The organism is Cellulomonas sp. H30R-01 (genome assembly GCF_010119915.1).
Taxonomy (GTDB): Bacteria; Actinomycetota; Actinomycetes; order Actinomycetales; family Cellulomonadaceae; genus Cellulomonas; species Cellulomonas algicola.
This window is the reverse complement of the sequence record NZ_CP048210.1, coordinates 564,232-589,842: the sequence shown is the minus strand read 5'-3', so window position 1 is coordinate 589,842 and position 25,611 is coordinate 564,232. Positions and strand designations below refer to the sequence as shown.

The following is a 25,611-nucleotide window of genomic DNA, read 5'->3' as shown; positions in this document are numbered from 1 at the left end:
ACCAGCCTACGGGTCAGGCGCGCGCGACGACCTCGCCGTGCAGCACGGCGAACCAGCCGTCGGGCTGGGCACCCCACTCGTGCCACGCGTCGGCGAGCAGCTCGAGGCCGACCTCGTCGGCGAGGTGGTGGTCGATGGCCTGCGCGGCGAAGTTCGACTTCGTGCAGCGGTCGGCCCACAGGTCGGCCCACCAGGTGCGGTCCTCGGGCGTCGCGTAGCACCAGACACCCGCGGAGGGCGCGATGCCGGCGGGGTCGAAGCCGGCGGCGCGCACCCACGACAGGAGGCGGCGGCCGGCGTCGGCCTCGGCGCGGTTGGCCTCCGTGACCTCCTGGTACAGCGCCTGCCACTCGTCGAGCCCGGGCGACGGCGGGTACCACGTCATGCCGGAGTAGTCGGCGTCGCGGACGGCGACGACGCCACCGGGCTTCGCGACGCGGCGCATCTCGCGCAGGGCGGCGACGGGGTCGGACAGGTGCTGGAGGACCTGGTGGGCGTGCACGACGTCGAACGAGTCGTCGGGGAACGGGAGCTCGTACGCGTCGGCGACGTCGAACGTGACGTCGGTCCCGGCGTCGGCCGCGGCGGTGCGCGCGACGTCGACGACCGTGGCGGAGACGTCGACGCCGACGACCCGGCCGGGCGCGACGCGGGCCGCGAGGTCGATGGTCACGGAGCCCGGTCCGCAGCCGACGTCGAGCAGGCTCTGCCCCGGCGTCAGGTGCGGCAGCAGGTAGGCCGCGGAGTTCTGGGCGGTACGCCAGCGGTGCGACCGGAGCACCGACTCGTGGTGCCCGTGCGTGTAGACGTCGGCGTGGACGGGGGTGTTCACACCAGACTCTAATCACCTGAGCGGAGTCGGTTTCAAGGCACGGGACGAATCGTTCCGAGCGTTGAGACCCGGACGGTCCGCAGCACGGGCACGCGGCGCGGGCGGCAGGCACGCGAGGCGCACCGGCCGCCGCACCCGACGGACCGGCATGATCGACCCATGCGCCGCATCGCCGGAGTGGACGTCGCGCGCGGCCTCGCCGTGCTCGGCATGATGACCGCCCACGTCGGGCCGGACGACCCGGGCTCGCGCGTGGTCCCGGGCGGGTTCGCGCAGCTCGCCGACGGCCGGCCGTCCGCGCTGTTCGTCGTCCTGGCCGGCATCGGCCTCGCGCTGCTGTCCGGCGGCGCGTCGCCCGTCGCGGGGACGCGGCTCGTCCAGGCACGGCTGCGCGTGCTGGTGCGCGCGGTGCTGCTGTTCGCGCTCGGCGAGCTGCTCGTCATGCTCGGCACGCCCGTCGCGGTGATCCTGCCGACGTACGCGGTGCTGTTCGCCGTCGGCTGCCTCGCGCTGCGGTGGTCCGTGCGGACGCTGCTGGTCGTCGCGGCCGCGGTCGCGGTCGTCGGTCCGGTGGTGCGCACGCTGCTCGAGGCCGGGCAGCAGGCGTGGCAGCCGCGGCCGACGCTCCTCGCCGAGATCGCCGTCGGCCACTTCTACCCGGCGGTCGTGTGGCTCGCCTACCTGCTCGCCGGCCTCGCGGTGGGGCGGTGCGACCTGCGCTCCGCACGCGTGCGCCTGGTCGCCGCCGCGACCGGCGCGGGGCTCGTCGTGCTCGGCCACGGGGGCGCCTGGGTCGCACGGGACGTGCTCGGCTGGCCCGCGACCGTCGCGACGACGGAGCCGCACTCCTCGACGACCTTCGAGGTGCTCGGCAACACCGGCGTGGCGCTGCTGGTGCTCGTCGCGTGCCTCGTCGTCGCCGAGGCCGCGCCGCACGTCGTCAGCCCTCTCGCGGCGGTCGGCGAGCTCGCCCTCTCCGCGTACACCGTGCACGTCGTGGTGATCGCGCTGCTCGGCGACGGCGTCGTCTACACCCCGGCCGTCGCGTCGTGGCTCGCGTTCCTCGTGACCACGACGGTGCTGTGCTGGTCGTGGCGGGCCACCCTCGGGCGCGGGCCGTTCGAGCGGGTCCTGCACGGTGTCTCGACGCGTGCCGCCGACGTCCGGCCCGACACGCTGCCCGACGCGCCCGCGGCGTCCGCAGCGGGCGTGCCGGTCGGCTCCCCGTCAGGCCAGGAACGCCCGTAGCACCAGGATGACGACCGTCAGCGCGCCCGCCACCAGCGCGATCGGCACGAGGCGTCGCTCGGCCCGCAGGTTGACGCGGATCTCGTCCTCGAGCGCGTCCGGCGCGAGCGTCGCCCACCAGGCCGCGCGCTCCTCCTCGGTGCGTGACGTCGGGGTGCTCATGCCGCCACCGTGCCCTTCTTCTCGGTCTTGTCCCACACCTGCGCCGCGCCCTGCCACTCCTTGAGGTACGCGTCCGCGGACACCGCGCAGAGCACCGGCCCGTACCCCACGAGGTAGATGAGGAAGCGCACCGCCCGACGGCCGCCCGGTGCGCGTTCGAGCTGCTTGAGCCCCCACGCGCACACCATCGACAGCACCGGCCAGGCGTACAGCAGCAGCGTCCACGCGGTGACCGCGACAGGCCCCAGCTGGAGGTCCAGCGCCGCGGGGATGCGCTCGTCCCAGAGCCCGGGCACGAACACCGCGGCCATGATGACGAGGAAGCCCAGCCCCGGGAACATCAGCGCCTCGAGCCACGACCGGCGCGCCGTCTCCCGGTCGAGCATGAGCGTGGTCGCCGTGATGAAGACGTACGCGGTGATCGCGGCCCACCACAGCGCCTGGAACATCCAGGTCGCGAGCAGCTCGTCGAGCAGGAAGAGCCCGATGAGGCCCACGCTCGCGGCGGTCATGAAGAACGGCAGCAGGTAGATCGCGAACCACATGAAGCCGAAGAGGAACGAGCCGAGCCGGTGCTGCCGGGTCGGCCGGAACCACATGCGCCGGAACCGGCTGGAGATCTGCACGTTGCCGCGGCCCCACCGCAGCCGCTGCTTCCACAGCCCCGTGACCGAGTCCGGCTCCTCCGCGAGCACGACCGCCGACGGGTCGAACACGACCAGCCGCCCGTCGAGCTGCGTCATGAACGTCGTCATCGTGTCCTCGGCCAGCGTCGAGGTGTCGACCTGCCCGCCGATCGCCTCGATGTTGACGCGCGAGTGCAGCTGCGCACCGCCCGCGAGGCAGTCCATCGCCCCCACGACGTTCTCCGCACGACGCGCGGCCGCCTGGCCCGTCACGTACTCGTAGCCGATGAAGCGCGTGACGGCGCTGGGCCGGCGCGAGCCTTCCCGGATGTACGCCGACACCGCGCCCACCCGCGGGTCCGCGAGGTGCCGCGTCATGCGGCGCAGCGAGTCGGGCCGGTAGACGACGTCGGCGTCCATGATGAGGAGCGCCTCCATCCAGTCGTCCGCGAGCGCGCGCCGGATCCCGTGGTTGAGGGTGTGCGCCTTGCCCTGGCCGCCCTGCTCGCGCCGCAGGTGGACGATCTGCCCGGGGAACCGCTCGGCGACCGCACCGACGACCGCGGGCGTGTCGTCGGTGCTCGCGTCGTCGATGACGAAGACCCGCAAGCGGTCGGGCGGGTACTCGAGGGACATGAGCCGCTCGAGCGACGCCGTGAGCACGGGGGCCTCGTTCCACGCGGGGATCAGCACCACGACGCGCGGCAGGTAGGCCCCCGCCCGGCGCAGGTGCGACCGCACCGCGTGGAACGGCACGATGCCGTACAGCACGATGCCCCCGACGACGGGGATGAGCGCCGTGGCGACGCACGCCACGAGCAGCGCGACGAGCACGTCGCGCAAGATGTCGACCATCGGTCCTCCGGTCCGTCTCGGGGCGGCCCGCCGCGTCCCGGACGTCTGTGCTGCCGACCGCGACGCCCCTGAGGCACGCCCCCTGCGGCCACGCTATCCACGCCTGCACCACCTCGCGTGCGCAGCGGCGGCGCGTCGCCCGGCGGGTGCAGGGCACCCGTAGCCTCGGGACGTGCCCGACGCCGCGTTCACCGACCCCCGTCTCGCCGCGCTCTACGACCCGCTCGACCCCGACCGGTCGGACCTCGACGTGTACGCCGCGCTGGTCGACGAGCTCGGCGCGCGGACGGTGCTCGACGTGGGCTGCGGCACCGGCACGTTCGCGGTCCTGCTCGCCCGCCGGGGCGTGGACGTCGTCGGCGTCGACCCCGCGGCCGCGTCCCTCGACGTCGCGCGCGCGAAGCCGGACGCGGACCGCGTGCGCTGGGTCCACGGCGACGCGACGACGCTTCCGCCGCTCGCCGTCGACCTCGCGGTCATGACGGGGAACGTCGCGCAGGTGCTGGTCGCCGACGACGACTGGGCCGCGACGCTGCGCGGCCTGCACGCCGCGGTCCGCCCGGGCGGGCACCTGGTCCTGGAGACCCGGGTGCCAGCCCGCGAGGCGTGGCGCGACTGGGTGCGGGAGCGGACGTGGTCACGCGACGACGTGCCCGGCGTGGGGGTCGTCGAGACGTGGACCGACCTGCTCGACGTGTCCCCCGGCCTCGTGACGTTCCGCTCCACGTACGCGTTCGCCGACGGGACGGTGCTCGCGTCGGACTCGACGCTGCGCTTCCGCGAGCACGACGAGGTGGCGGGCTCGCTCGCGGACGCGGGACTCACGGTCGTCGAGGTGCGCGACGCGCCCGACCGTCCGGGACGCGAGTGGGTGTTCGTCGCGCGTCGCGACTGACCCGGTCGGGACGCGGCGGCTCAGGCCGCGAGCGCGACGACGGCCGCCACGACGGCGAGCAGCGGGATCGTGCCCTGGGACGCGGCCGCGCGCACCATCCGGCGGTCGGTGGCGACGAGGACCAGCGCCGCCGCGAGCATCGAGCCGCACGCGAGGAGCACGAGCGCGAGGCCCACGTCGTCCGGTCCGGTGGCCGCGACCAGGACGCCCGCGAAGGCCCCGACGGCGAGGAACAGGTTGTAGAAGCCCTGGTTGTACGCCCACGCGCGCACCGCGGGCACGTCCTCGGTCCGCGTGCGGAACCGCTGGTGGACCTCGGGACGGTCGAACCGCAGCGACTCGAGCACGAAGATGTAGACGTGCAGGAGGCCCGCGAGGGCGGCGAGGACCAGGGCGACGGGGAGCACGGAAGACAGTCTGTCGGTCCGGTCGCGCCGTGCGCCAGGCAGGCCCCGACGGACGCGCGCCGGCCCCCGCACGGTCGGGGTCGAGAGCCTCCGACGAGCCGACCTACCCTGGGGACGTGACCACGACCGCCGACGCGCCGCCGCGCGCGCTGCCCGCCGCCCGGTGGCAGGCGCTCGCGGCCGCGCACGCCGAGCGGGCGGACGCGTGCACGGCCGGCCACCGCGAGCGGCGGGCGCGCGGCGAGCGGCACGCGATCGAGGACTTCCTGTTCGAGTACTACCCGACGAAGCCCGCGACGCTGCGCCGGTGGCACCCGGGAGCCGGTGTCGGGCTCGCGCCCGCGGCCGACGGCGCACCGGCACCGCACGCGCGGTGGCGCTGGTACGCGGTCGCCGACGACGGCACGGTCGCGCTCGACGTCGACGCGTTCCTCGCCGACCGCGGCGACACGGTGCGGTTCGTCACCGGGCTCCTGGCCGCCACGCTCGACCGGCCTGCGTTCACCGGCTGCTTCGGGCTGCACGAGTGGGCGATGGTCTACCGCGAGGGCGACGACGCGCACCGCCACCCGCTGCCGCTGCGGCTCGGCGGCGCGGGGACCGACGCGGTCGTCGAGTCGCACCGGATCCGCTGCTCGCACTTCGACGCGTTCCGCTTCTTCACACCCGACGCGGTCGCACGCAACGTCCTGCAGCCCACGCGTGAGCAGCAGGTCGCGCTCGAGCAGCCCGGCTGCCTGCACGCGGGCATGGACGTCTACAAGTGGGCGCTCAAGCTCGGGCCTGCCGTGCCCGGGTCGCTGCTGCTCGACTGCTTCGCCCTGGCGCGGCGCATCCGCACGCTCGACATGCAGGCCTCGCCCTACGACGTGACGCCCTACGGGCTGCCGCCCGTCGCGATCGAGACGGTCGACGGCAAGGCCGAGTACGTGCGGCGCCAGCGCGAGCACGCCGCGGAGGGGAACGCGTTGCGCGCGCGGCTGCTCGACGTGTGCCGCGCGCTCGTGCCGACCGGGTGATATCCGGACGATCCGGACACGGGACCCGGACATTCGTCTAGCGTCGTCTGGCGTGACGCACACGCCCGTCGGACCTCCACGGCCGGACTCGCGGCGCCTCGCGTCCCTCGACGGGCTGCGCGGCGTCGCGGCCCTCGTCGTCGTCGTCCACCACAGCTTCCTGACGTCCGCCGTCCTCCTCGGCCCGTACCTCAAGGACCCCGTGCGGTTCGACCCGTGGACGTGGCAGTGGTTCCTCACGGCGACGCCGCTGCACCTGCTGTGGGACGGCACCAGCGCCGTCTTCGTGTTCTTCGTGCTGTCCGGGCTCGTGCTCGCCCTCCCCGCCGCGTCGGGCGCCCCCGCCCGCTGGGACGTCTACTACGTGCGCCGGCTCCTGCGCCTCTACCTCCCCGTGTGGGGCTCGCTCGCGTTCGCGTGGGTGACGGCCGTGCTCGTCGACCGGCACCAGGGCGTCGGGTCGACGTGGCTGCAGCACCGCGAGGCGTGGTCGCCGTCCGGGCTGCCGCGCGACGCGCTCCTGCTGGGCGGCGTCGACGCGCTCAACGGGTCGCTCTGGACGCTCCAGTGGGAGGTCTGGTTCTCCCTGCTGCTGCCGTTCTACCTGCTGGTCGCACGCCTGCTGCGCCGGTGGCTGCCGGTGGTCGCGGTCGGCCTGCTGGCCCTCGTCGGGGTGGGCTGGGTCGTGAACTCGCTCGGCCCGCTGCGGTACCTGCCCGTCTTCGGGCTCGGCGTCGTCATGGCGTTCGAGCGGGACCGCCTGCACCGGCTCGCGGCCGCGCTCGACGCGCGCCGACGCGGGTGGACGCTCGCGTACGCGGGCGTCGTGGTCGCCGTGAGCGCCTACTGGCTGATCTTCCTCGTCACGACGCCGAGCGAGCTCGTCGCCGCGTTCGGGCACACGACCGGGGTCGCCGGGGCGGCACTCGCGGTGTTCTGCGCGTGGCACGGACCCGCCCTCCGCCGCCTCCTCGAGTCCCCGCCCGTGCAGTGGCTCGGGACGCGCTCGTTCAGCCTCTACCTCGTGCAGGAGCCCGTCGTGACGGCCGTCGCGATCGCGTGGACCGCGACCGTCGGTCCCGGGCTGACGGTCGCCGTCGCGATCCCCGTGTCGCTCGCGTGCGCGGCGCTGTTCTACGTCGTCGTGGAGCGCCCGTCCCACCGGCTGTCGCAGCGCGCCGGGCGAGCGGTCGGACGGCGGCGGGCCCGAGTCCCTGCGCCGGAGCCCGCACCGACCGCCCCGGAGCCCGCACCGACCGGAGAGCGCCTGGGCACGACCCGCTGACTCAGCCCGCGTCGCGTGCCGGTCGCGGGTCACGCCGCCCGGGCCGCCACGTGGCGACGCGCCGCAGGAGCGTGGCGCGTCGCGGCAGGACCGTCAGCGCGTCCGCCGGCAGGCGGTGCAGCGCCGCCGCGTACTGGTCCGGGCCGAGCCGCGCCACGACCGACGTGCCCTCGTCGTTCGCCTCCAGCAGCGAGTCGCCGACGCCGCGGGCACCCCACACGTCGGCCGTGTAGACGTGCGGCACGACCGCACGGAACGCGGCCCACACGGCGTCGTCCACCGGCAGCCAGTCCACCGTGCGGTACCGGGTGTCGGCGGGCAGGCCCGCAGCCGCTCGGAGCACCGCCGACGCGGCGCTCGCCTCGGCCGTCCAGCTCCTCGCCTCGTCCTCGGGCAGGTCGAACGCGACCGCGACCGCGTCGGGCCGCACCGCGTCGAGCAGGGTCCCGAGGCCGGCCGCGCGCGAGGCGGGGCCGAGGGTCACGGCGAAGTCGACGCGCGGGGCGGCTGCGGCCACCGCGGACGGCGCGTGCACCTCGCACGCCACCGGCCGGTCGCCGTGCTCCACGTCGAGGACGCACCGCGCGCACGCGCCCACGACGGAGGCGGCGTGCAGCGCTCCCGGGTGCTCCACCCACGCGTGGCGGCACTCCCTGCACACGGCCCGCGCGCGGGTCGCCCGTTCCTCGGTCGACGCCATGGACCACCGTCCTCCGGCCCGCGGCGGCCGCGCTGCCGGACCGCCAGCCTCATCATGGTCCCGGGGCAGGACGAAGGGGACGGTTCCGGCGGAACGACCACCCGACCGGCCCTGCGCGGGGGCGAATTCACCCGGCAGAGCGAGCGGACGCGGCCCACGCCACGTGGCCCGGCCCCGTGCCCACGGCGCGGGCGTCGGGCGGCGTGTCGTCGGCGGGCACGCGCGGCATCGGGCGGTCAGCGCCCCGGCGCGGCCGGCACGTCGTCGCCGTACGTGACCCGGCCCGCGGAGTCGGCGGCCAGCAGCCACCGGATCGCGCGCGTCGCGCCCGCACCCGCGGCCGCGTCCACGCGTCGCCGCACCCGGCCCGGGCGTGCCACCCCGAGGTCGTCCAGCGCCCAGCCGGGCAGCGACGCGACGGCGGCCCGCGCGAGCCCGACGTACCCCGCGCGCATCGAGAACGGGACGGGCGGCTCGTGCAGGAGGAAGTGGGCGGCGTCACGCGCGGCGTCGCTCGGACCGAGGACGGGACGGAAGTCCTCGATCGCGGCAGCCAGGTCCGCGACCGTCGTCGGCACGTCCGCGGCACCCAGCGCCCGGCCCACGACGGCGGCCTGCGCGACGTACGCGTCGGCGCCCCGCGCGTCGAGCGGGTGGCTGCCGTACCGGCGGTGAGCGCGCAGGAAGCTGTCGATCTCGGCGACGTGCACCCAGCGCAGCAGCTGCGGGTCGTCGGCGGCGTACGGCAGGCCGTCGGGCGTCGTCCCGCGGATCCGCCGGTGCACCGCGCGGACGCGCTCGACCGCAGCCTGCGCGTCGTCGGCCGTGCCGAAGACCGTCTCGGCGAGGAAGGTGCTCGTGCGCGCGAGCCGCCCCCACGGGTCGCCGCGGTAGCCCGAGTGCGCACCGACCGCCGCCATCGCCGCGGGGTGCAGCGACTGCAGCAGCAGCGCGCGGATCCCGCCGACGAACATCGACGCGTCGCCGTGCACCGTCCGGATCGCGCTGCCCGGCGGGAACCACCGCGGCCCGGGCGTCCCGTGGATCCGGTCGCGCTGCTCGACCCCGTCGGGCCCGGCCACGCGCAGGAAGAGGCGCGTGCCGACCTCGCGCCGGCCGGAGGCGACCCACGCGGCGGGCCGGATCCGCGGTGCGCGCGGCGCAGACCGGTCGGTGGTGCGGTCGTCCGTCGTCGTCATGCGGCCGATCGTCCCTCCAAGCCCCCCGGACCGCGAGCGCACGTTTCACCCGCCGGACCAGGACGAACGGGTTGTACCGGGGCATCTCGGGCGGGCACGCTCGACGCAGCGCCCGGGGCACCGACGCCGCCGGGCCGTCGCGCCAGGGGGTCCGCATGCGTCACCGTCCGCTCGTCCTGTCCACCGTCCTCGCGCTCGGCGCCGCGCTCGTCGCGACACCGGCGTCCGCACGCCCGCCGCAGCCGTCGTGCGGGGAAACCCTGACCAGGAGCACGACCCTGCTCGCGGACCTCGTGTGCACGACCGGACCGGGCCTCCGCCTGGCCCCCGGGGTCACGCTCAACCTCGGCGGCCACGCGCTGCGCGGTCCCGGGAGCGGGAACGGGGTCGAGGTCGCGTGGAGCGGGCCCGTGGTCGTGCGCAACGGCACGGTCGCCGGCTGGGGCAGCGGGATCGACACGTGGGCGGACGCCGACCCGGACGACCCCGGCGTGGAGTCGGGCCCGCTCACCGTCACGCGCGTCACGTTCCAGGACGCCCGCGTGGGCGTCGACGCGTCCGGCGAGTCGGGCACGGGCCGGTACCGCAAGGCGACAGGGATCGAGCGGTCGACGTTCCGCTCGCTCGACATCGCGGTCGAGGGCGGCTGGTTCGCGGAGGTGGACGTGCGTGCGTCGACCTTCAGCGACAACGGGTCCGGCATCTGGAGCGGCGGCGACGCGACGGTGTCCGACAGCACGTTCACGCGGAACGGTGCGGCCGTCCGAGCGTCCGAGGCGTCGCTGACGGTCACCCGCTCGACGTTCGTCGACAACGGGACGGGCGTCGGCCCGATGTACAACGGCTTCGCGACGGTCGGGTCCAGCCGGTTCGTCGGCAACGACGTCGGTGTGGACACGGCGAACGCGCTCGGCGGAGTGGTGCAGGGCTCGCACTTCACGTCGAACGGCCTCGGCGTGGGCGTGGGTCGGCTCGACGTGCACGTCGAGGGCAACGTCCTGCGGGGCAACGGCGTCGGGATCGGGACGCGACCCGCCGACCTGGAGGTCTACGACGCGACGATCCTGAACAACACGCTGCGCCTCAACGGGGACGGCATCGTGATCGAGAACGGCGACGAGTCGGTGCAGGTGGGCGGGAACGACGTCCGGCGCAGCACCGGCAAGGGGATCTGGACGCCCGGCGTCACGGACCTCGGTGGGAACGTCGCGCGCGGCAACGGCACCGAGCCGCAGTGCGTCGGGGTGGTCTGCACGACGTCCTGACGGCGACGACGGGGAGCCGGTGCGGCGGCGGGCTCACGGGCGCCGCGCACCGGCCCGCCGACCCCGCCGGCGGCCACCGTCGCCGTCCGGGTCAGTCGCGCGCGTACCGCCGGACGAACGCCGCGAGAATCCGGGGCGGCGCCCACACGTCGGCGCCGCGGACCCCCGCGAGCACGGCGTCGGCCTCGTCGGGCCGGAAGTAGCCGTACTCCCGGTAGACGCGGATGCGGGTCGAGATGCCGTCGACGTCGAGCTCGGGGTGGAACTGCGTCGCGTAGAGGTTCGTGCGGACGCGGAACATCTGCACGGGGCACGCCGGGGACGACGCGAGCAGCGTCGCGGTGGGCGGCAGCACGCGGCACGCCTCCTTGTGCCCGACGAACGCGTGGAACGTGTCCGGCACGTCGGCGAGCAGCGGGTCGGCGCGCCCGTCGGGCGTGAGCGTGACGCGCACCGCCGAGATCGGCTCGGCGTGCACGCGGTCGATCACTCCGCCCTGGTGCACGCCGAGCGTCCCGACGCCGTAGCAGGCGCCCAGGAACGGCAGGTCGCGGTCGACGACCTCGTCGAGCAGGGCCGAGACCTCCTTCTCGACACGCACCTGGACCGCGGACTTCTCGGCCTGCGGCGTGCTCGCGTCGAAAGGGCTGCCGCCGACGAGGATGCCGGACACCGCGTCGAGGTCGAGGTCCGGCAGCGGGCCCGCCTCCATGCGGACCCGGACGAGCTCCTCGGGTCGCAGGCCGCCGTAGGCGAGCATCGCCGCGTACTCCGCGTCGGCGGCGACGTCCTGCGCCCGGGACGCGAGCAGGACGAACGGCTTCATGCCTCGAGCGTGCCACCGGCTGCCCGACCGTTCTCGGCGGGCGCCTTTCACCCGGGCGAAGAACGGGCATATCGGGCACGACGCGCCGCGTCCGCCGCCAGACTGGCGCCGACCGCCCCGCGACCACGGGGCGCCACGCTCACAGGGGGATCCACCATGCGCATGACGTCCGTGCTGTCCTGTCTCGTGCTCGCGGCCGGGGGCGTGCTCGTCGCGGCACCGTCGCACGCCGCGGCCGCGCCCGTGCCGGGCTGCGGCGCGGTGCTCACGAGCGACTCCCGCCTGACCGACGACCTCACGTGCCCCAGCGGTGACGGGCTGACGCTCACCCCCGGGATCACGCTCGACCTGCGCGGTCACACGCTCCGCGGGTCAGCGACGGCGACCGGGATCGTCCTGCCGAACGTCGGCGACGTCACGATCCGCAACGGCACGGTCGCCGGGTGGGGCACGGGGGTGCAGACGCACGACGTGTGGGACGAGGTCGGCGGGACGGCGACGATCACCCGACTGACGTTCCGCGACAACGGCCGCGGGGTCGACACGTCCGGCCGCCTGGGCGGGACGGGCAAGGCGCACGAGATCAGCCGCTCGACGTTCACCGACAACGGGTCCGGGGTCGGCGCGGTGTACGGGGGCGCGCACGTGGTGCGCTCGACGTTCACGGGCAACGGCACCGCGCTCGACTTCATCACGGGCGGTGTCCTGCTCGAGGACTCGCGCGTCGAGGGCAACGGGACGGCGCTGAGCTGCGACGAGTCGGGGTGCGAGGTCCGCCGCTCGACGCTTGCCGACAACGGTGTCGGGGTGAGCGCGCGCACGTTCGGCGCGGACGTCTACGACAGCACGCTGCGGGGCAACGACACCGCCTTCACGTCGTTCGGCGTGTGGGGCCACAGCACCGTCCAGGGCAACAAGCTCATCGACAACGGCACTGCCGTCACGCTCTCGACCAGCAACGCGACGCTGCGCGACAACCTGTTCCGCGGCAACGAGCTCGGCTTCACGACGGACGGCGGCATGCCCGACTTCACCGCGACGCTCGTGGGCAACCGTTTCGTGCGCAACGTCGACGCGATCGTCTTCGAGGCGCCCGGCACCTCGCTGCAGGACAACGTCGCGAACGACAACGAGCGCTGGGGCATCTACGCGCCCAACGCGACCGACCTGGGCGGCAACCGCGCACGCGGCAACGGCTACGAGCCGCAGTGCGTCGGCGTCGTCTGCCCCGCCGGCGGGCCCCGGTCCTGACCGTCTCCGACTCGACTGCAGGGGGAAACGACATGCGTCTCACGTCCGTGCTCTCCGGCGCCGCGCTCGCGGTCGGCGGCATCCTCGTCACCGCGCCCGCTCAGGCGCTCGCCGATGCACCGGCCTGCGGCGCGGTGCTCACGACCGACACCGTGCTCAGCGCCGACCTCACGTGTCCCGCCGGTACGGACGGGCTCGAGCTCGCCGAAGGCGTCACGCTCGACCTCGGCGGGCACACCCTGCGCGGCCCGGGCGCCGGCGTCGGGGTCAAGGTCCAGGTGCTCGGCGACGCCGGGGTCCGCAACGGGACCGTCGCCGGCTGGAGCACCGGCATCCGCAACGACGAGCCCGAGTTCGAGATCGACGGCGTCGTCACGATCGACGACGTGACCTTCACCGAGAACGGCACGGGCGTGGACCCGTCCGGACGCTGGGGCGCCTCGGGCAAGACGTACGAGGTGAGCGACTCCTCGTTCACGGGCAACCACGAGGGCATCGGGGCGTTCTACGGCTACGCGCACGTCGTGCGGTCGCTGTTCACCGGCAACGACTCCGCCGTCAGCCTCATCACGGCGGGCGTCTTCGTCGAGGACTCGCGCATCGAGCACAACACGCGCGGGCTCTACTGCGACGAGTCCGGGTGCCGCGTCCACCGCTCGACGCTCGCGGACAACGGCACGGCGCTCGACGTCCGGACCTTCGGCGCCGAGGTCGTCGACTCGGTGCTCACGCGCAACGAGGTCGCGCTGGGCTCGTTCGGTGCGTGGGGCGCGAACGTCGTGAGCGGGTCGGAGTTCCTCGACAACGGCACCGCGATCGACCTGCGGTCCAGCTCCGGGCGGATCCTCGACAACGTGTTCCGCGGCAACGGCCTCGGCTTCACGACCGACGGGTCCGACCCGACGTGGTTCGCCGAGACGCTCGTGCGCGGCAACCTGTTCGAGCGGAACGACGACGCGATCTTCTTCGACGAGATCGAGGGTGGTCCGAACACACGCCTGGAGAAGAACACCGCGAACTACAACCGTGGGTGGGGCATCCACGCGCCGGGTGTGGTCGACGGCGGCGGCAACAAGGCGAAGCGCAACGGCAACGAGCCGCAGTGCGTGGGTGTCGTCTGCCCGGGCTCCAAGCCGCGCTCGTGAGCCCGAGCCCCGGCCAGCACACCCGACGGCACGCGGCCGGCCGCGCACGTGGGAGCATCGACCGCGATGAGCACCGCGACCCTCGCCGACCGCATCCCGGCGGACCCGACCGACGCCGACGCGCTCTACGAGGCGTTCACGGGGTGGGCCGCCGACCGCGGGCTCACCCTGTACCCGCACCAGGAGGAGGCGCTGCTCGAGCTCGTGACGGGCGCGCACGTGATCCTGTCGACGCCGACGGGCTCCGGGAAGTCCCTGGTCGCGACCGCCGCGCACTTCGTCGCGCTGGCCCAGGGCCGGCGCACCTACTACACGGCACCGCTCAAGGCGCTGGTCAGCGAGAAGTTCTTCGCGCTGGTCGAGGCGTTCGGCTCGCAGAACGTCGGCATGATGACGGGTGACTCCGCGGTCAACCCGACCGCGCCGATCGTCTGCTGCACCGCGGAGATCCTCGCGAACCTGGCGCTGCGCGACGGCGAGGACGCCGACGTCGGTCAGGTCGTCATGGACGAGTTCCACTTCTACGCCGACCCGCAGCGCGGCTGGGCGTGGCAGGTGCCGCTCCTGGAGCTGCCGCGCACGCAGTTCCTGCTGATGTCGGCGACGCTCGGCGACGTCACGTTCTTCCGCGACGACCTGCACCGCCGGACCGGGCTCGACGTGGCCGTCGTCGCGAACGCGCAGCGCCCGGTCCCGCTCACGTTCACCTACGCCGTCGAGCCGCTCCACGAGCTGCTCGACGAGCTCGTGCAGACACGCCGCTCCCCCGTCTACGTCGTGCACTTCACGCAGAAGGAGGCCGTCGAGCGCGCGCAGTCGCTGCTGTCGACGACGCTGGCGAGCCGCGACCAGCGCGACGCGATCGCCGCGGAGCTCGGAGCGTTCCGGTTCGGGCCCGGGTTCGGCCGGACGCTGTCGCGCCTGCTCCGGCACGGCGTCGGCGTGCACCACGCGGGCATGCTGCCGAAGTACCGCCGGGTCGTGGAGCGGCTCACGCAGAAGGGCCTGCTGCCCGTGGTGTGCGGCACGGACACGCTCGGCGTCGGCATCAACGTGCCCATCCGGACCGTCCTGCTCACGAGCCTCGTGAAGTACGACGGCGTGCGCATGCGGCACCTCTCGGCGCGCGAGTTCCACCAGATCGCCGGGCGCGCGGGCCGTGCCGGGTTCGACACCGTCGGTGAGGTCATCGTCCTCGCGCCCGAGCACGTGATCGAGAACCGCCGGGCGCTGGAGAAGGCGGGCGACGACCCGCGCAAGCTCAAGAAGATCGTCCGCAAGCAGGCGCCCGCGGGGCACGTGAACTGGACCGACAAGACGTTCGAGCGTCTGCGCGACGCGCCGCCCGAGCCGCTGACCTCGTCGTTCGCCGTCTCGCACGCGATGGTCCTGCACGTGCTGGCCCGTCAGGGCGACCCGGTCGCGCACATGACGCGTCTGCTCACCGACAACCACGAGCCGGAGTCCGCGCGCGGTCGGCACGTGCGCCGCGCGATCGCCGTCTACCGGTCGCTGCGTGCGTCGGGCGTCGTCGAGCGGCCCTGGGTCGAGGACCCGTCGGCCCCGCACGGCCGTCGCCGGGCGGTCCGTCTGACGCAGGACCTGCCCGCCAACTTCGCGCTCAACCAGGCGCTGTCGCCGTTCGCGTACGCCGCGCTCGACCTGCTCGACCGCGACGACCCCGCGTACGCGCACGACGTCGTCTCGGTCCTGGAGGCGACGCTCGACGACCCGCGGCAGGTGCTCGCGGCGCAGGAGAACCGCGCCCGCGGCGAGGCCGTCGCCGCGATGAAGGCCGACGGTCTCGACTACGACGAGCGCATGGCGCTGCTCGAGGACGTCACGTACCCGAAGCCCCTCGCGGAGCTGCTGGAGGCCGCGTTCACGACGTACCGGCAGACCAACCCGTGGGTCGCCGACCTGGCGCTGTCGCCCAAGTCCGTCGTCCGCGAGATGCACGAGAAGGCGATGACGTTCGCCGAGTACGTGTCGCACTACCAGCTCGACCGCACCGAGGGCGTGCTGCTGCGCTACCTCGCCGACGCCTACCGGGCGCTGCGCCAGACGGTGCCCGAGGACGCCCGCACCGAGGAGCTGTGGGAGATCGTCGAGTGGCTCGGCGACCTGGTCCGCCGGACCGACTCGAGCCTGCTCGACGAGTGGGAGCGGCTGTCGAACCCGCTCGACGAGCCCGGCGCCGACGCGCCCGGCGGCACCGACGACGACACCCCCGAGCCGATCACCGCCAACCCCCGCGTCTTCCGCGCGCTCGTCCGCGGCGCCCTGTTCCGCCGCGTCGAGCTGGTCGCCCGGGAGGCGTACGACGCGCTCGCCGCGCTCGGAGACCGCGACGACGACGGCACGCCGTGGACGTCGGACCGGTGGGCCGAGGCGCTCGACCCGTACTACGACGACCACGACGAGGTGCTCACCGGGCCTGCGGCACGCGGGCCGGCGCTGTTCCAGGTGACGTCGACGCCGGCGGCCTGGCAGGTCCGGCAGCTGCTCGACGACCCCGAGGGCGACCACGACTGGCGGATCGACGCCGTCGTCGACCTGGCGGGCTCCGACGAGACGGGCGAGGTCCAGCTGCGCGTGACGGCCGTCGGGCCGCTCTGACGGGCTCGCGCCGGCGGCTCGCGCGGGCGCCCCGGCGGCGGTGATGCGAGGCTCAGTGAGGTAAGGCTCGACTGTGTTTGCGCAGGTCAGGCCAGCCTTTCCTGCGATGACAGGGCGCGACGGCGTGCCTACGGTGGACTCATGAGCGTCCTGTCGACCCACCTCGTCGGACCGCGTCGCGCCCCCGCCGGGAGCCCTGTCGAGCCGTCCGCACCGGCCCCCGAGCCCCTGAGCGCCGGCCGCCTCAACCGGTTGCGCGCCGCCGTCCTGGGCGCCAACGACGGCATCGTGTCCGTCGCCGCGATGGTCGTCGGCGTCGCCGGCGCCGCACCCGCGCGGTCCGCGGTCGTCACCGCGGGCATCGCGGGTCTGGTCGCCGGGGCGCTGTCGATGGCCGCGGGCGAGTACGTGTCGGTCTCGTCGCAGCGCGACGCCGAGCGCGCCGGCATCGCGACGGGGGCCCTCGACGACGACACCGAGCTCACCGACCCGTGGCACGCCGCCGGTGCGTCGCTCGTCGCGTTCCTCGTCGGCGGGCTCGTCCCCGTCCTCGCGGTGCTGCTGGTCCCTACCGCGGGCGCGCGCGTGCCGGTCGTCGCCGCCGCCGTGATCGTCGCGCTCGTCGTGACCGGTGCGCTGAGCGCGCGGGCCGGCAGCGCCCCCGTCCGGCGGGCCGTGCTGCGCAACGTGATCGGGGGCGGGCTCGCGATGGCCGTCACCTACGGCGTCGGCAGCGTCGTCGGGCTCGCGCTCTGAGCGGGACGCCCGCGGGGCGTCGTCGGCGTCAGGCGCCGTAGGCCGCGAACGGGCGGTCCGTCGGCACGATCTCCTTGCCGAGCGGCAGCAGCGACACTGGGATGAGCTTGAGGTTCGCGATGCCCATCGGGATGCCGATGATCGACACGAACAGCGGGATCGCCGTGACGACGTGGCCGATCGCGAGCCAGATCCCCGCGACGACGACCCAGATGACGTTGCCGATCGTCGACCACGCGCCCGCGGTCCGCTTGTCGACGACCGTGCGGCCGAACGGCCACAGCGCGTACCCGGCGATCCGGAACGACGCGATGCCGAACGGGATCGTGACGATCAGCAGGCAGCACAGCACGCCCGCCGCGACGTACCCGAGCGCGAGCCAGAAGCCTGCGAAGACGAGCCAGATGACGTTGAGCAGGGTGTTCACTCCCCCAGCCTCGCACCTCGCGGGACCTGCGCGACGAGCCGGACGGCCCGCCCGGCGCGTGCGCGCGCGTCCTAGGCTGGCGGCCGTGGCCAAGAAGGACGCGAAGCACGCCCCGACCGGCACCCCTGCGCTCGTCGCGCTCGCCGCGGCCGGGGTGCCGCACACCGCGCATCCCTACGAGCACGACCCGGCGAGCGACGTCGGGTACGGGCTCGAGGCCGCGCAGGTGCTCGGGGTCCCCGCGGAGCAGGTCTTCAAGACGCTCATGACGAGCGTCGACGGCCGGCTCACGGTCGCGGTCGTGCCCGTGACGGGGAAGCTCGACCTCAAGGCGCTGGCGCACGCCGCCGGGGGCAAGAAGGCGGCGATGGCCGCCCGGCCCGACGCCGAGCGCGCGACGGGGTACGTCGCCGGCGGCATCTCACCCCTGGGCCAGAAGACCCCGCACCCGACCGTCGTCGACGAGACGGTGTGGCTGTTCGACACCGTGTTCGTGTCGGGCGGGCGCCGCGGCCTCGACGTCGAGCTCGCGCCCGACGACCTCGTCCGGCTCACGTCCGCGATCGTCGCCGACATCGCGCGCGGCTGACGGCGGGCCGCGCGGTACCGTCTGACGCCGTGACCGAGACCGCGTCCGACGACGAGCGCACCGTGCTGGCCGACCGGCTGGCGGCCGTGCGCGCCCGGGTCGCGACGGCCAGCGCGGCGGCGCGCCGCGACCCGCGCTCGGTGCGCGTCCTGCTCGCGACCAAGACGGTCGACGCGGCCCGCGTCCGCGCCGCGCTGGCCGCGGACGCCGCCGCCGTCGCCGCCGACCCTGCGCTCGCGCCGGTGCTGATCGGCGAGAACCGCGTCCAGGAGCTCGTCGCCAAGGGCCCGTCGCTCGCGGACCTCGCGCCCGTGACGCACCTCATCGGCCCGCTGCAGTCCAACAAGGTCAACGCGGCGCTGCGCTGGGTGTCGTGCGTCGAGTCCGTCGAGTCGCTCGCGCTCGCGCGACGGCTGTCCGAGCGCTGCGCGGACCGGCCCGCCCCCCTCGACGTCCTGGTGCAGGTGAACGTGTCGGGCGAGCCGACGAAGCACGGGATCGCGCTCGAGGAGGCCGCGGACCTCGCCGTGGCGGTGGCCGCGCTGCCCGCGCTGCGGCTCGCGGGTTTCATGACGGTGGGCCTGCGCTCGCCGGACCCGGCAGCGGTCGGTGCCGGGTACGCGGCGCTGGCGGCGCTGCGCGACGCCGTGGTCGGGTCCGGCGAGCCGGGGACGTCGGGCGCGCGCACGCTGTCGATGGGGATGAGCGGCGACCTCGAGGTCGCGGTGCGGCACGGCGCGACGCTCGTGCGCGTGGGGTCGGCGGTCTTCGGGGCGCGTCCGCCGCTCTGAGGCCGCCACCGCGACGCCGACCGCCGCCGCCCGCCGTGCCGACCGCGGCGAACCGCGCGTCCACGGAGGCGACGGGGACGTCAGCGGGCGAGGCGCGGGGCGGTGCGACGGTGCGCGGCACCGTCGGGTCGACCGGGGTGGCCGCCACGCAGCAGCACCTCCTGCGCGGTGCGCAGCTCCGCACGGGCGCTCCGGTGCAGGCGGGCGTGGAGCTCGCGCTGGTGCAGCAGGTGCATGCGGCGCAGGTCGCGCTCGAGCAGCGTCATGGTGGTCCCCTCCTCGTCCGGTCGGTGGCTCAGGAGACGTGCGCCGGTCGGCAGATACGTGACCGGCGTGTGAGGCAGGTCGCACGTCCAGGTGACAAGGTCGCTTGACACCGTCGCGGGTGACAAGCATCCTTGTCACGTCAAGGTCGCTTGACACCCGCCCGATCCGGACCGAGGGAGCACCGCGATGAGGAACGAGATCCGCCGTCTGCGCGACGAGCGGGGCCTCTCCCAGGCGGCCCTCGGCGAGGCCCTCGGCGTGTCCCGGCAGACCGTCAACTCGCTCGAGACCGGCCGCTACGACCCGTCGCTCCCGCTCGCCTTCACGATCGCCCGCTACTTCGGCACGACCATCGAGGAGATCTTCCATGTCGACGACTGACCAGCCCGCCGCGACCCCGCCCACCGCGCCGGCCCGCAGCACGCGCGTCCCGTTCGTCGCCGCCCTGGTCGCGTCCGGGGTCGCCGTCACCGCGCTCTACGTCGTCTTCCTGGCGCTCGACCAGCCCGACACCGCGCACGGCGTCCTCGTCGGAGGTGCGTCCGCGGTGACCCTGCTCGTCGCCGCCCGCTGGCGCTCCACCCGCCGTGCCGCCCGGGCCGGCACAGCGGCACGCGTCGGCGCAGGGCTCGGCGACGAGCGGGACCGCGGCATCCTGTCCGGCGCGCTCGCGTTCGTGGGGCTCGCGGCGTTCCTGTCGATCGCGGGCGGGCTCGTGGCGATCGCCGCCGGCGCCGACCCCGCCGCCGTGCTCGGCGTCATCGAGTGGCTCCTGCTGCTCGTCCTCGTCGTGTCGTTCGTGACGCTGGACCGCCGCGGCTGACGCGAGGATGGGGCCATGTCCCCCGACACCCGCCGCCCCCGCTGGGTCTACGGCACCGGCGACGAGCCCGACGCCCGGTTCTCCCTCGCCAACGAGCGGACCTTCCTCGCCTGGGTCCGCACCTCGCTCGCCCTCCTCGCCGGAGGTGTCGCGCTCGAGGCCCTCGACCTGCCCGTCGAGCCGCGCCTGCGGCTCACGGCCGCGACCCTGCTCGTCGTCCTCGGTGCGGCCGCTCCCCTGCTCGCGTGGCTGGGGTGGGCGCGTGCCGAGCGCGCGATGCGCCGCGGCGACCCCCTGCCGCCGCCCGTCGGGTTCCTGGCGCTCGTCGTCGGGGTGCTGGTCGCCGGCCTGCTCGTCCTGCTCGGGCTGCTGCTGTCGTGACCGTCGAGGACCTGGGCCTGGCTGCCGAGCGGACGCGGCTCGCATGGCGCCGCACCGCGCTCGGCCTCGCCGCCGGCGGGGTCGCCGCTGGGCGGCTGCTGCAGGACGTCGTCGGGCCCGTCGCCTGGGTGCTCGGGCTCGCGGGCCTGGTGGGTGCCGGCCTGGTGCTCCTGGCCGCCGGCCGGCGCCGGGGCTGGCTGCTCGCGACCAGCCGCGGTGAGCGACCCGGAGGTCAGCTCGTGGGCGTGTGCGCCGTCGGGGTCGCGCTGCTCGGCGTCGCCGCGCTGATGGTCGTGGTCGCGCACGGGACCGCCTGACGTCGGTCGGCTGTCGCGGGCCCGCCCGCCCGCGCGGCGCGCGCGCGACGCGACCACCTGCGACCCCGGACGCGCCCGGCTCAGGGCACGCGCGCGGTCCACGCGGGGTCGGCGAACTTGGTGCGCGCGAGCTCCTGCGCCCGCGCGAGCTCGTCCGGCCGCAGCTCCCCCTCGCGCGTGGCGTAGTGCGCCTCGAAGTGCGCCCGGAACGCCGCGATCACCGCCTCGCGCGCCAGGTGCGTCTGCGAGCGCACCGGGTCGACGCGCTTGTTCGCGCTCCGCGTGCCCTTGTCGGACAGCTTCTCGCGCCCGATCCGCAGGACCTCGAGCATCTTCGTCGCGTCGATGTCGTACGACATCGTCACGTGGTGCAGCACCGCGCCGCCGACGACGCGCTTCTGCGCGGAGCCCGCGATCTTCCCCGCAGGCGACGAGATGTCGTTGAGCCCGCTGAGCTCCGCGCGCACGCCCACGTCGGCGAGCGCACCGAGCACCCACTGGTTGAGGAACGCGTACGACTCCTCGAAGCTCATGCCGTCCACGAGCGACGCGGGGACGACCAGCGAGAACGTGATGCAGTTCCCGGCCTCCATGAACATCGCGCCGCCACCGGAGACGCGGCGCACCACCGTGATCCCGTACCGCTCGACCGCCTCGAGGTCGACCTCGTTGCGCAGCGACTGGAACGACCCGATGATCACCGCCGGCTCGACCCACTCCCAGAACCGCAGCGTCGGGCCGCGCCGTCCCGCCGCGAGCTCCTCCGTCAGCACCTGGTCGAGCGCCGTGTGGACCGCGGGCGGCAGCGGGCCGGGGTGCAGGACCTCGAACGTGTGGTCCGCCCAGGCCGTCGACAGCCCGAGCGCGCGGCGCACCGCGACCGCCACGGCGCGCGCGTCGAAGCCGACCATGACCGGCGGCTGCGAGAGACGACCGTCCGCGTGCGCCGTCGCGAGCGCGTCGTCCACCGCGGCGGCCAGCCGCGACGTCGGGGCGTCCGCGGGCTGACCGTCGAGCGCGGACCGCACGACGTCGAGCGCCTCGTCGGGCTCGAGGAAGAAGTCGCCGCTCACGCTCGTGCCGCTCAGCACGCCGTCGACCACGTCGACGTCGACCACCACGAGCTTGCCGCCCGGAACCTTGTACTCGCCGTGCACGCCCCCACCCTAGGCGGGTGGGGGCGTCAGCCGAGCCCGAGCACCGCCTTCTGCGCGCGCTGCTGGACCATCGTGTCGAGGGACTCGGGCTCACCCAGGGTGTCGAGCTCCTGCTGGGGGTCGTCGTCGGACTGCGTGGCCACCGACCAGGAGACGATCGTGTTGCCGACGAGCACGTAGCCGCGGTACATCGCGCGACCGTCCCCCTCCACGACCATCGTCAGCGGCTGCACGATCGACGGGTACACGCCCTGACCCTCGATCGCCGCGTCCGCGCCGACGCCCGCACCGTCCGTGTCCGGTGCGCCCACCGAGTACTCGGGGCACGCGTCGACCGTGGTGACGAGCTCCGCGAACGCCTGACGAGCGGTCGCGGGATCGGGCAGCACCGTGACCTCCTGCGTCACCTCCACCGCGTCGTTCGCCCAGCGTCGAGCCCCGAACGCCGCCGGCGGCTGCGCGACCACCGTCTCGGTCAGGGCGCAGCCGGGTGGGCTGACCGCGAGGCCGTCGGGGAGCCCCCAGGTGATCGTGCCGTCGTCGGTGCGCTCGATGCCGTCCGCGGCGAGCGGGAGGCCGGCCTCGAGGTCACCGACGGTGAGGAACAGGCCGTCGAGCGTCGTCGCGTCGAACATCGCGTCGTCGGCCGGCGGGACGACGCTCACCGTCGGCGTGGGGGTCGACGTCGAGGCCGCGCTCGTCGAGGTGGTCGGCGTGGGCGAGGTCGCGTCGTCGGTCGACCAGGGCCTGACCACGAGGAGGACCACCACGAGGGCGACGGCCCCGACCAGCAGCCACCACCAGCCGCGACGACGGCGCCTCGCCCCCGGAGAGCCGGCGGGCGCCGTCGGCTCACCGCCCGGCACGTTCCCGTCGGCGTACGGCTCCGAGCCGGCCACGTGCGCGCTCCTCCCGACGGGTCCGGTCGAGGTCAGCAGCCCGTCAGCACCGACCCTAGGACCCGCGCACCGCGCTCGGAGGGCGAAATCTCAGCGAGGCGCGACGCCGCGTGCGTGCAGACCCCAGATGGTGGAGTCGGTGAGCGCCTCCCACGACGCCTCGAGCAGGTTCGGCCCCACGCCGACGGTGCTCCACGACCGCTGGCCGTCGCTCGTCTCGATGAGGACGCGTGTCACCGCGTCGGTCCCGTGCATCGAGTCGAGGATGCGCACCTTGAAGTCGATGAGCTCGAACGTCTCGACCTCCGGGTAGACGCGCACGAGCGCCTGCCGCAGCGCGTGGTCGAGCGCGTTGACCGGGCCGTTGCCCTCGCCGGTGCTGACGATCCGCTCACCGCCGGCGTGCAGCTTGACGGTCGCCTCGGCCGTCGCGAGCGTCCCGCGGCCGCCGACCCGCTCGACGATCGTGCGCCACGACTCGACGCGGAAGTACTGCGGGCGCGCGCCGTGCACCTCCTCGACGAGGAGCAGCTCGAACGACGCGTCCGCGGCCTCGTAGGTGTACCCGCGGGCCTCGGCGTCCTTGACGCGGTCCGTGATGCGGCCGAGCACCTCGGGCTGCCCGGACAGGTCGAAGCCGAGCTCACGGCCCTTGAGCTCGATGGACGCGCGACCGGCCATGTCGGAGACGAGCATGCGCATGTCGTTGCCGACCTGCATCGGGTCGATGTGCTGGTACAGGTCGGGGTCGACCCGGATCGCCGAGGCGTGCAGCCCGGCCTTGTGCGCGAACGCGCTCGCCCCGACGTACGGCTGGCGCGCGAACGGCGAGATGTTCGTGATCTCGGCGATCGCGTGGGCGATGCGCGTGAGCTCGGGCAGGCCGCCCGGGGCGTCGTCGGCGCGCCGCAGCACCGGCAGCCCGTACTTCAGCTCGAGGTTCGCGACGACCGAGAGCAGGTCCGCGTTGCCCGTGCGCTCGCCGTACCCGTTGACGCAGCCCTGCACGTGCGCGCACCCGGCCTCGACGGCCGCGAGCGTGTTCGCGACCGCGCAGCCCGAGTCGTTGTGCGCGTGCATCCCGAGCACCGCGTCCGGGCCGACGGCCTCGCGGATCTCCTGCACGATCTGCGTCACCCAGGCCGGGATCATGCCGCCGTTGGTGTCGCACAGCGCGACGACCTCGGCACCCGCCTCGAACGCCGTCAGCACCGCGGCCCGCGAGTACGCCGGGTCGAACCGGTAGCCGTCGAAGAAGTGCTCCGCGTCGACGACGGCGCGCCGCCCCTCCCGGACGAGGAGCTGCACCGTGTCGGCGATCATCGCGAGGTTCTCCTCGCCCGTCGTGCGCAGCGCGCGCTCCGCGTGCCGCAGGTCGCTCTTCGCGACGAGGGTCACGACCGGCGCCTCCGAGTCGAGCAGCGCGCGCACCTGCGGGTCGTCGACGGCCCGCGTCCCCGCCTTGCGCGTCGACCCGAACGCCGCGAGCTCGGCGTTCTTGAGGTCGAGCTCCTTCGCCGCACGCTTGAAGAACTCCGTGTCCTTCGGCACCGCACCCGGCCAGCCGCCCTCGATGAAGCCCACGCCCAGCTCGTCGAGCAGCGGCGCGATCGCGAGCTTGTCCGCGACCGAGAGGTTCATGCCCTCCTGCTGGGCGCCGTCGCGCAACGTCGTGTCGTAGACCTCGAACGACAGGGCCGTGGGCTGGGGTGCTGCGGTCACGGTCGGCTCTCCTCGGTGCGGGGACGGGCGTCCCGGCGGCGTCCTGACGCTACCTGCGGGTGGCGGCGTCCGGTGCCGTCGCCCGCGCGGGTCCGCCTCGGCCGTGCGACGGCCCGCGGACCCGCGCGGGAGGCGGCGTCCCGTCGACCCCGGCCCCGCGGTGGTGGGCGGTGACGTGGTCGGCGTGCGGCCGGGCGGGGGTGGTGCCCGACCAACAAAAAGACCCCCCGAGAACGGGAGGTCTGCGCGTCAGCGGTGTCTGCTGACGCGCTACTCGATAATGAGCGTGAAGATGGTCACGGCCTCATCGTGGCACACGTCACGGTGAGTGGTCACTCGTTCCACCCAATGGACAGCCGGGCGGTGCACCGCAGGTGGGGGGCACGGCCCGCGCGCGACGAGCTGCGAGGAGACCCATGTCCGACCCGAACGCACCCGCGCCCCAGCCGCCCGAGCGGCAGTCGACCCGGCCCGCCGCACAGCCGTCGGCGCCCACGCAGCCGTACGCCCAGCCCGTCGCGCAGCCGACGGTGCAACCCGTGGCCCAGCCGGTCGCGCAGCCCGCCGCCCAGCCGCCCGTCGTCCAGCCCGCGGTCGTGCAGCCCGCCGTGGCCGCGCCTGCCGCGCAGCCGCTCTACCCCGCGGGCACCCCCGTCGCCGCCGTACCCGTCACCCCGGCCCGTCCCGGGCTCGACGCGGGCCGGTACTGGGCGGGCGTCGGCGCGACGGCCCTCGTCGCCGCGCTCGTGGCGGTCGCCGGCGTCCTCGTCCTGCAGGAGATCCTCGGCATCGACCTGGTGGTGCAGGACGTCTTCGGCACGGACTCACCCATGACGTCGCTCGTCGTCGGCGCCGTGGTCGCCGCTCTCCTGGCCGGTGCGCTCCTGCACGTCCTGGTGCTCACCACGCCGCGACCCCGGTCGTTCTTCGGCTGGATCATCGGCCTCGTCACGCTCGTCGCCGCGCTGCTGCCGCTGACGTGGACGGACGACGCGACCTCGGCGGTCGCGACCGGCATCGTGCACCTCGTCATCGGCATCGCGATCTGGTCGCTGCTGTCCGGCGTCCTCACCTGGACGCGTCGGCCCGTGCCGCGGGTCTAGCGGACCCACGAGGGCAGGACCTGATCGTTCGTCAGGTCCCGCCCT

The 25,611-nt window shown here is 74.6% G+C and carries 28 protein-coding genes; 16 read left to right on the top strand and 12 right to left on the bottom strand.

The genetic code is table 11. From position 1 onward, the window contains the following. Positions 1 to 13: 13 nt before the first annotated feature. Positions 14 to 832 (bottom strand): methyltransferase domain-containing protein, encoded by an 819-nt coding sequence (locus tag GXP71_RS02580; protein WP_124342610.1) that lies wholly within the window; start codon positions 830 to 832, stop codon positions 14 to 16. A 159-nt stretch (positions 833 to 991) separates the two neighbouring features. Here GXP71_RS02580 and GXP71_RS02575 point away from each other — a divergent pair, with 159 nt between their 5' ends. After that, a complete protein-coding gene (locus GXP71_RS02575) occupies positions 992 to 2,080 on the top strand; it encodes a heparan-alpha-glucosaminide N-acetyltransferase domain-containing protein (RefSeq protein ID WP_162351374.1) in 1,089 nt (362 codons plus the stop codon). On the opposite strand, the gene GXP71_RS02570 is transcribed toward GXP71_RS02575, so the two are convergent. Together GXP71_RS02570 and GXP71_RS02565 are read right to left on the bottom strand one after the other, a co-directional pair. After that, positions 2,060 to 2,242 (bottom strand): hypothetical protein, encoded by a 183-nt coding sequence (locus GXP71_RS02570; RefSeq protein ID WP_162351373.1) that lies wholly within the window; start codon positions 2,240 to 2,242, stop codon positions 2,060 to 2,062. The genes GXP71_RS02575 and GXP71_RS02570 overlap by 21 nt on opposite strands. Further along, positions 2,239 to 3,723, bottom strand: a complete 1,485-nt coding sequence (locus GXP71_RS02565; RefSeq protein ID WP_162351372.1) for a glycosyltransferase family 2 protein — start codon at positions 3,721 to 3,723, stop codon at positions 2,239 to 2,241. Before GXP71_RS02565 ends, GXP71_RS02570 begins: the two co-directional genes overlap by 4 nt. A gap of 172 nt (positions 3,724 to 3,895) precedes the next feature. On the opposite strand from GXP71_RS02565, the gene GXP71_RS02560 reads away from it, so the two are divergent. After that, a complete protein-coding gene (locus tag GXP71_RS02560; protein WP_162351371.1) occupies positions 3,896 to 4,618 on the top strand; it encodes a bifunctional 2-polyprenyl-6-hydroxyphenol methylase/3-demethylubiquinol 3-O-methyltransferase UbiG in 723 nt (240 codons plus the stop codon). A 20-nt stretch (positions 4,619 to 4,638) separates the two neighbouring features. Here the strand turns inward: GXP71_RS02560 and GXP71_RS02555 are convergent, their stop codons facing one another. After that, positions 4,639 to 5,025 (bottom strand): DUF1304 domain-containing protein, encoded by a 387-nt coding sequence (locus GXP71_RS02555; protein WP_162351370.1) that lies wholly within the window; start codon positions 5,023 to 5,025, stop codon positions 4,639 to 4,641. 116 nt (positions 5,026 to 5,141) lie between these two features. Here GXP71_RS02555 and GXP71_RS02550 point away from each other — a divergent pair, with 116 nt between their 5' ends. Further along, entirely contained in the window at positions 5,142 to 6,044 is a 903-nt protein-coding gene (locus tag GXP71_RS02550; protein ID WP_162351369.1) for a 3-methyladenine DNA glycosylase, read from the top strand. Between the two features lie 52 nt (positions 6,045 to 6,096). Continuing rightward, entirely contained in the window at positions 6,097 to 7,329 is a 1,233-nt protein-coding gene (locus GXP71_RS02545; protein WP_162351368.1) for an acyltransferase, read from the top strand. A 1-nt stretch (position 7,330) separates the two neighbouring features. Here the strand turns inward: GXP71_RS02545 and GXP71_RS02540 are convergent, their stop codons facing one another. Next, positions 7,331 to 8,029 carry a hypothetical protein gene (locus GXP71_RS02540; protein WP_162351367.1) on the bottom strand — a complete coding sequence of 233 codons (699 nt, stop codon included), beginning with the start codon at positions 8,027 to 8,029 and terminating at the stop codon, positions 7,331 to 7,333. 236 nt (positions 8,030 to 8,265) lie between these two features. Next, positions 8,266 to 9,228: an oxygenase MpaB family protein gene (locus GXP71_RS02535; protein WP_162351366.1), complete on the bottom strand. Its 963-nt coding sequence runs from the start codon at positions 9,226 to 9,228 to the stop codon at positions 8,266 to 8,268. Positions 9,229 to 9,383: 155 nt separating this feature from the next. On the opposite strand from GXP71_RS02535, the gene GXP71_RS02530 reads away from it, so the two are divergent. Further along, positions 9,384 to 10,493 carry a right-handed parallel beta-helix repeat-containing protein gene (locus GXP71_RS02530; RefSeq protein WP_162351365.1) on the top strand — a complete coding sequence of 370 codons (1,110 nt, stop codon included), beginning with the start codon at positions 9,384 to 9,386 and terminating at the stop codon, positions 10,491 to 10,493. 91 nt (positions 10,494 to 10,584) lie between these two features. On the opposite strand, the gene GXP71_RS02525 is transcribed toward GXP71_RS02530, so the two are convergent. Beyond that, entirely contained in the window at positions 10,585 to 11,319 is a 735-nt protein-coding gene (locus GXP71_RS02525) for a glutamine amidotransferase (RefSeq protein WP_162351364.1), read from the bottom strand. Between the two features lie 156 nt (positions 11,320 to 11,475). On the opposite strand from GXP71_RS02525, the gene GXP71_RS02520 reads away from it, so the two are divergent. The 4 genes from GXP71_RS02520 to GXP71_RS02505 all read left to right on the top strand — a co-directional run bounded on the left by GXP71_RS02520 (position 11,476) and on the right by GXP71_RS02505 (position 17,090). After that, entirely contained in the window at positions 11,476 to 12,570 is a 1,095-nt protein-coding gene (locus GXP71_RS02520; RefSeq protein WP_162351363.1) for a right-handed parallel beta-helix repeat-containing protein, read from the top strand. A 32-nt stretch (positions 12,571 to 12,602) separates the two neighbouring features. Next, the gene (locus GXP71_RS02515; RefSeq protein ID WP_162351362.1) at positions 12,603 to 13,715 is read left to right on the top strand and encodes a right-handed parallel beta-helix repeat-containing protein; all 1,113 of its coding nucleotides are present in this window, start codon (positions 12,603 to 12,605) and stop codon (positions 13,713 to 13,715) included. A 66-nt stretch (positions 13,716 to 13,781) separates the two neighbouring features. Beyond that, positions 13,782 to 16,334, top strand: a complete 2,553-nt coding sequence (locus GXP71_RS02510) for an RNA helicase (protein ID WP_162351361.1) — start codon at positions 13,782 to 13,784, stop codon at positions 16,332 to 16,334. Positions 16,335 to 16,475: 141 nt separating this feature from the next. After that, the gene (locus tag GXP71_RS02505; RefSeq protein ID WP_162351360.1) at positions 16,476 to 17,090 is read left to right on the top strand and encodes a VIT1/CCC1 transporter family protein; all 615 of its coding nucleotides are present in this window, start codon (positions 16,476 to 16,478) and stop codon (positions 17,088 to 17,090) included. A gap of 28 nt (positions 17,091 to 17,118) precedes the next feature. Here GXP71_RS02505 and GXP71_RS02500 read toward each other — a convergent pair whose 3' ends face one another. Further along, positions 17,119 to 17,517, bottom strand: coding sequence for a YccF domain-containing protein (locus tag GXP71_RS02500; protein WP_162351359.1), 399 nt, complete (start codon positions 17,515 to 17,517; stop codon positions 17,119 to 17,121). 85 nt (positions 17,518 to 17,602) lie between these two features. Between GXP71_RS02500 and ybaK the strand changes: the two genes are divergently transcribed. Next, on the top strand, positions 17,603 to 18,106 hold the full coding sequence (gene ybaK / locus GXP71_RS02495; protein ID WP_162351358.1) for a Cys-tRNA(Pro) deacylase: 504 nt from the start codon (positions 17,603 to 17,605) through the stop codon (positions 18,104 to 18,106). A gap of 29 nt (positions 18,107 to 18,135) precedes the next feature. Next, on the top strand, positions 18,136 to 18,897 hold the full coding sequence (locus GXP71_RS02490; RefSeq protein WP_162351357.1) for a YggS family pyridoxal phosphate-dependent enzyme: 762 nt from the start codon (positions 18,136 to 18,138) through the stop codon (positions 18,895 to 18,897). Between the two features lie 80 nt (positions 18,898 to 18,977). On the opposite strand, the gene GXP71_RS02485 is transcribed toward GXP71_RS02490, so the two are convergent. Beyond that, positions 18,978 to 19,163 (bottom strand): hypothetical protein, encoded by a 186-nt coding sequence (locus GXP71_RS02485; RefSeq protein WP_162351356.1) that lies wholly within the window; start codon positions 19,161 to 19,163, stop codon positions 18,978 to 18,980. 187 nt (positions 19,164 to 19,350) lie between these two features. On the opposite strand from GXP71_RS02485, the gene GXP71_RS02480 reads away from it, so the two are divergent. The 4 genes from GXP71_RS02480 to GXP71_RS02465 are packed head-to-tail and all read left to right on the top strand — an operon-like array spanning position 19,351 to position 20,685. Then, a complete protein-coding gene (locus tag GXP71_RS02480; RefSeq protein ID WP_162351355.1) occupies positions 19,351 to 19,545 on the top strand; it encodes a helix-turn-helix transcriptional regulator in 195 nt (64 codons plus the stop codon). After that, on the top strand, positions 19,532 to 19,987 hold the full coding sequence (locus GXP71_RS02475) for a hypothetical protein (RefSeq protein ID WP_162351354.1): 456 nt from the start codon (positions 19,532 to 19,534) through the stop codon (positions 19,985 to 19,987). Before GXP71_RS02480 ends, GXP71_RS02475 begins: the two co-directional genes overlap by 14 nt. 15 nt (positions 19,988 to 20,002) lie before the next feature. Continuing rightward, positions 20,003 to 20,368, top strand: coding sequence for a YidH family protein (locus GXP71_RS02470; protein ID WP_162351353.1), 366 nt, complete (start codon positions 20,003 to 20,005; stop codon positions 20,366 to 20,368). Next, a complete protein-coding gene (locus tag GXP71_RS02465; protein WP_162351352.1) occupies positions 20,365 to 20,685 on the top strand; it encodes a DUF202 domain-containing protein in 321 nt (106 codons plus the stop codon). The genes GXP71_RS02470 and GXP71_RS02465 overlap by 4 nt, the downstream gene beginning before the upstream one ends. Before the next feature lie 80 nt (positions 20,686 to 20,765). Here GXP71_RS02465 and GXP71_RS02460 read toward each other — a convergent pair whose 3' ends face one another. From GXP71_RS02460 to cimA, 3 genes are all read right to left on the bottom strand, one after another. After that, a complete protein-coding gene (locus GXP71_RS02460) occupies positions 20,766 to 21,842 on the bottom strand; it encodes a biotin/lipoate A/B protein ligase family protein (RefSeq protein ID WP_162351351.1) in 1,077 nt (358 codons plus the stop codon). Positions 21,843 to 21,868: 26 nt separating this feature from the next. Beyond that, positions 21,869 to 22,741: a sensor domain-containing protein gene (locus tag GXP71_RS02455; RefSeq protein WP_162351350.1), complete on the bottom strand. Its 873-nt coding sequence runs from the start codon at positions 22,739 to 22,741 to the stop codon at positions 21,869 to 21,871. 90 nt (positions 22,742 to 22,831) lie between these two features. Then, a complete protein-coding gene (gene cimA / locus GXP71_RS02450) occupies positions 22,832 to 24,382 on the bottom strand; it encodes a citramalate synthase (RefSeq protein ID WP_238402711.1) in 1,551 nt (516 codons plus the stop codon). A 497-nt stretch (positions 24,383 to 24,879) separates the two neighbouring features. Here cimA and GXP71_RS02445 point away from each other — a divergent pair, with 497 nt between their 5' ends. Continuing rightward, positions 24,880 to 25,566, top strand: a complete 687-nt coding sequence (locus GXP71_RS02445; RefSeq protein ID WP_202924323.1) for a DUF6069 family protein — start codon at positions 24,880 to 24,882, stop codon at positions 25,564 to 25,566. The last annotated feature ends 45 nt before the right edge of the window (positions 25,567 to 25,611 follow it).

Coding starts and splice junctions, on each gene's coding strand:
- GXP71_RS02525 (WP_162351364.1), bottom strand. CDS start 11,319: ATGAAGCCGTTCGTCCTGCTCGCGTCCCGGGCGCAGGACGTCGCCGCC.
- GXP71_RS02530 (WP_162351365.1), top strand. CDS start 9,384: ATGCGTCACCGTCCGCTCGTCCTGTCCACCGTCCTCGCGCTCGGCGCC.
- GXP71_RS02570 (WP_162351373.1), bottom strand. CDS start 2,242: ATGAGCACCCCGACGTCACGCACCGAGGAGGAGCGCGCGGCCTGGTGG.
- GXP71_RS02565 (WP_162351372.1), bottom strand. CDS start 3,723: ATGGTCGACATCTTGCGCGACGTGCTCGTCGCGCTGCTCGTGGCGTGC.
- GXP71_RS02485 (WP_162351356.1), bottom strand. CDS start 19,163: ATGACGCTGCTCGAGCGCGACCTGCGCCGCATGCACCTGCTGCACCAG.
- GXP71_RS02575 (WP_162351374.1), top strand. CDS start 992: ATGCGCCGCATCGCCGGAGTGGACGTCGCGCGCGGCCTCGCCGTGCTC.
- GXP71_RS02540 (WP_162351367.1), bottom strand. CDS start 8,029: ATGGCGTCGACCGAGGAACGGGCGACCCGCGCGCGGGCCGTGTGCAGG.
- GXP71_RS02505 (WP_162351360.1), top strand. CDS start 16,476: ATGAGCGTCCTGTCGACCCACCTCGTCGGACCGCGTCGCGCCCCCGCC.
- GXP71_RS02520 (WP_162351363.1), top strand. CDS start 11,476: ATGCGCATGACGTCCGTGCTGTCCTGTCTCGTGCTCGCGGCCGGGGGC.
- GXP71_RS02535 (WP_162351366.1), bottom strand. CDS start 9,228: ATGACGACGACGGACGACCGCACCACCGACCGGTCTGCGCCGCGCGCA.
- GXP71_RS02480 (WP_162351355.1), top strand. CDS start 19,351: ATGAGGAACGAGATCCGCCGTCTGCGCGACGAGCGGGGCCTCTCCCAG.
- GXP71_RS02445 (WP_202924323.1), top strand. CDS start 24,880: ATGTCCGACCCGAACGCACCCGCGCCCCAGCCGCCCGAGCGGCAGTCG.
- cimA (WP_238402711.1), bottom strand. CDS start 24,382: ATGAACCTCTCGGTCGCGGACAAGCTCGCGATCGCGCCGCTGCTCGAC.
- GXP71_RS02470 (WP_162351353.1), top strand. CDS start 20,003: ATGTCCCCCGACACCCGCCGCCCCCGCTGGGTCTACGGCACCGGCGAC.
- GXP71_RS02510 (WP_162351361.1), top strand. CDS start 13,782: ATGAGCACCGCGACCCTCGCCGACCGCATCCCGGCGGACCCGACCGAC.
- GXP71_RS02475 (WP_162351354.1), top strand. CDS start 19,532: ATGTCGACGACTGACCAGCCCGCCGCGACCCCGCCCACCGCGCCGGCC.
- GXP71_RS02515 (WP_162351362.1), top strand. CDS start 12,603: ATGCGTCTCACGTCCGTGCTCTCCGGCGCCGCGCTCGCGGTCGGCGGC.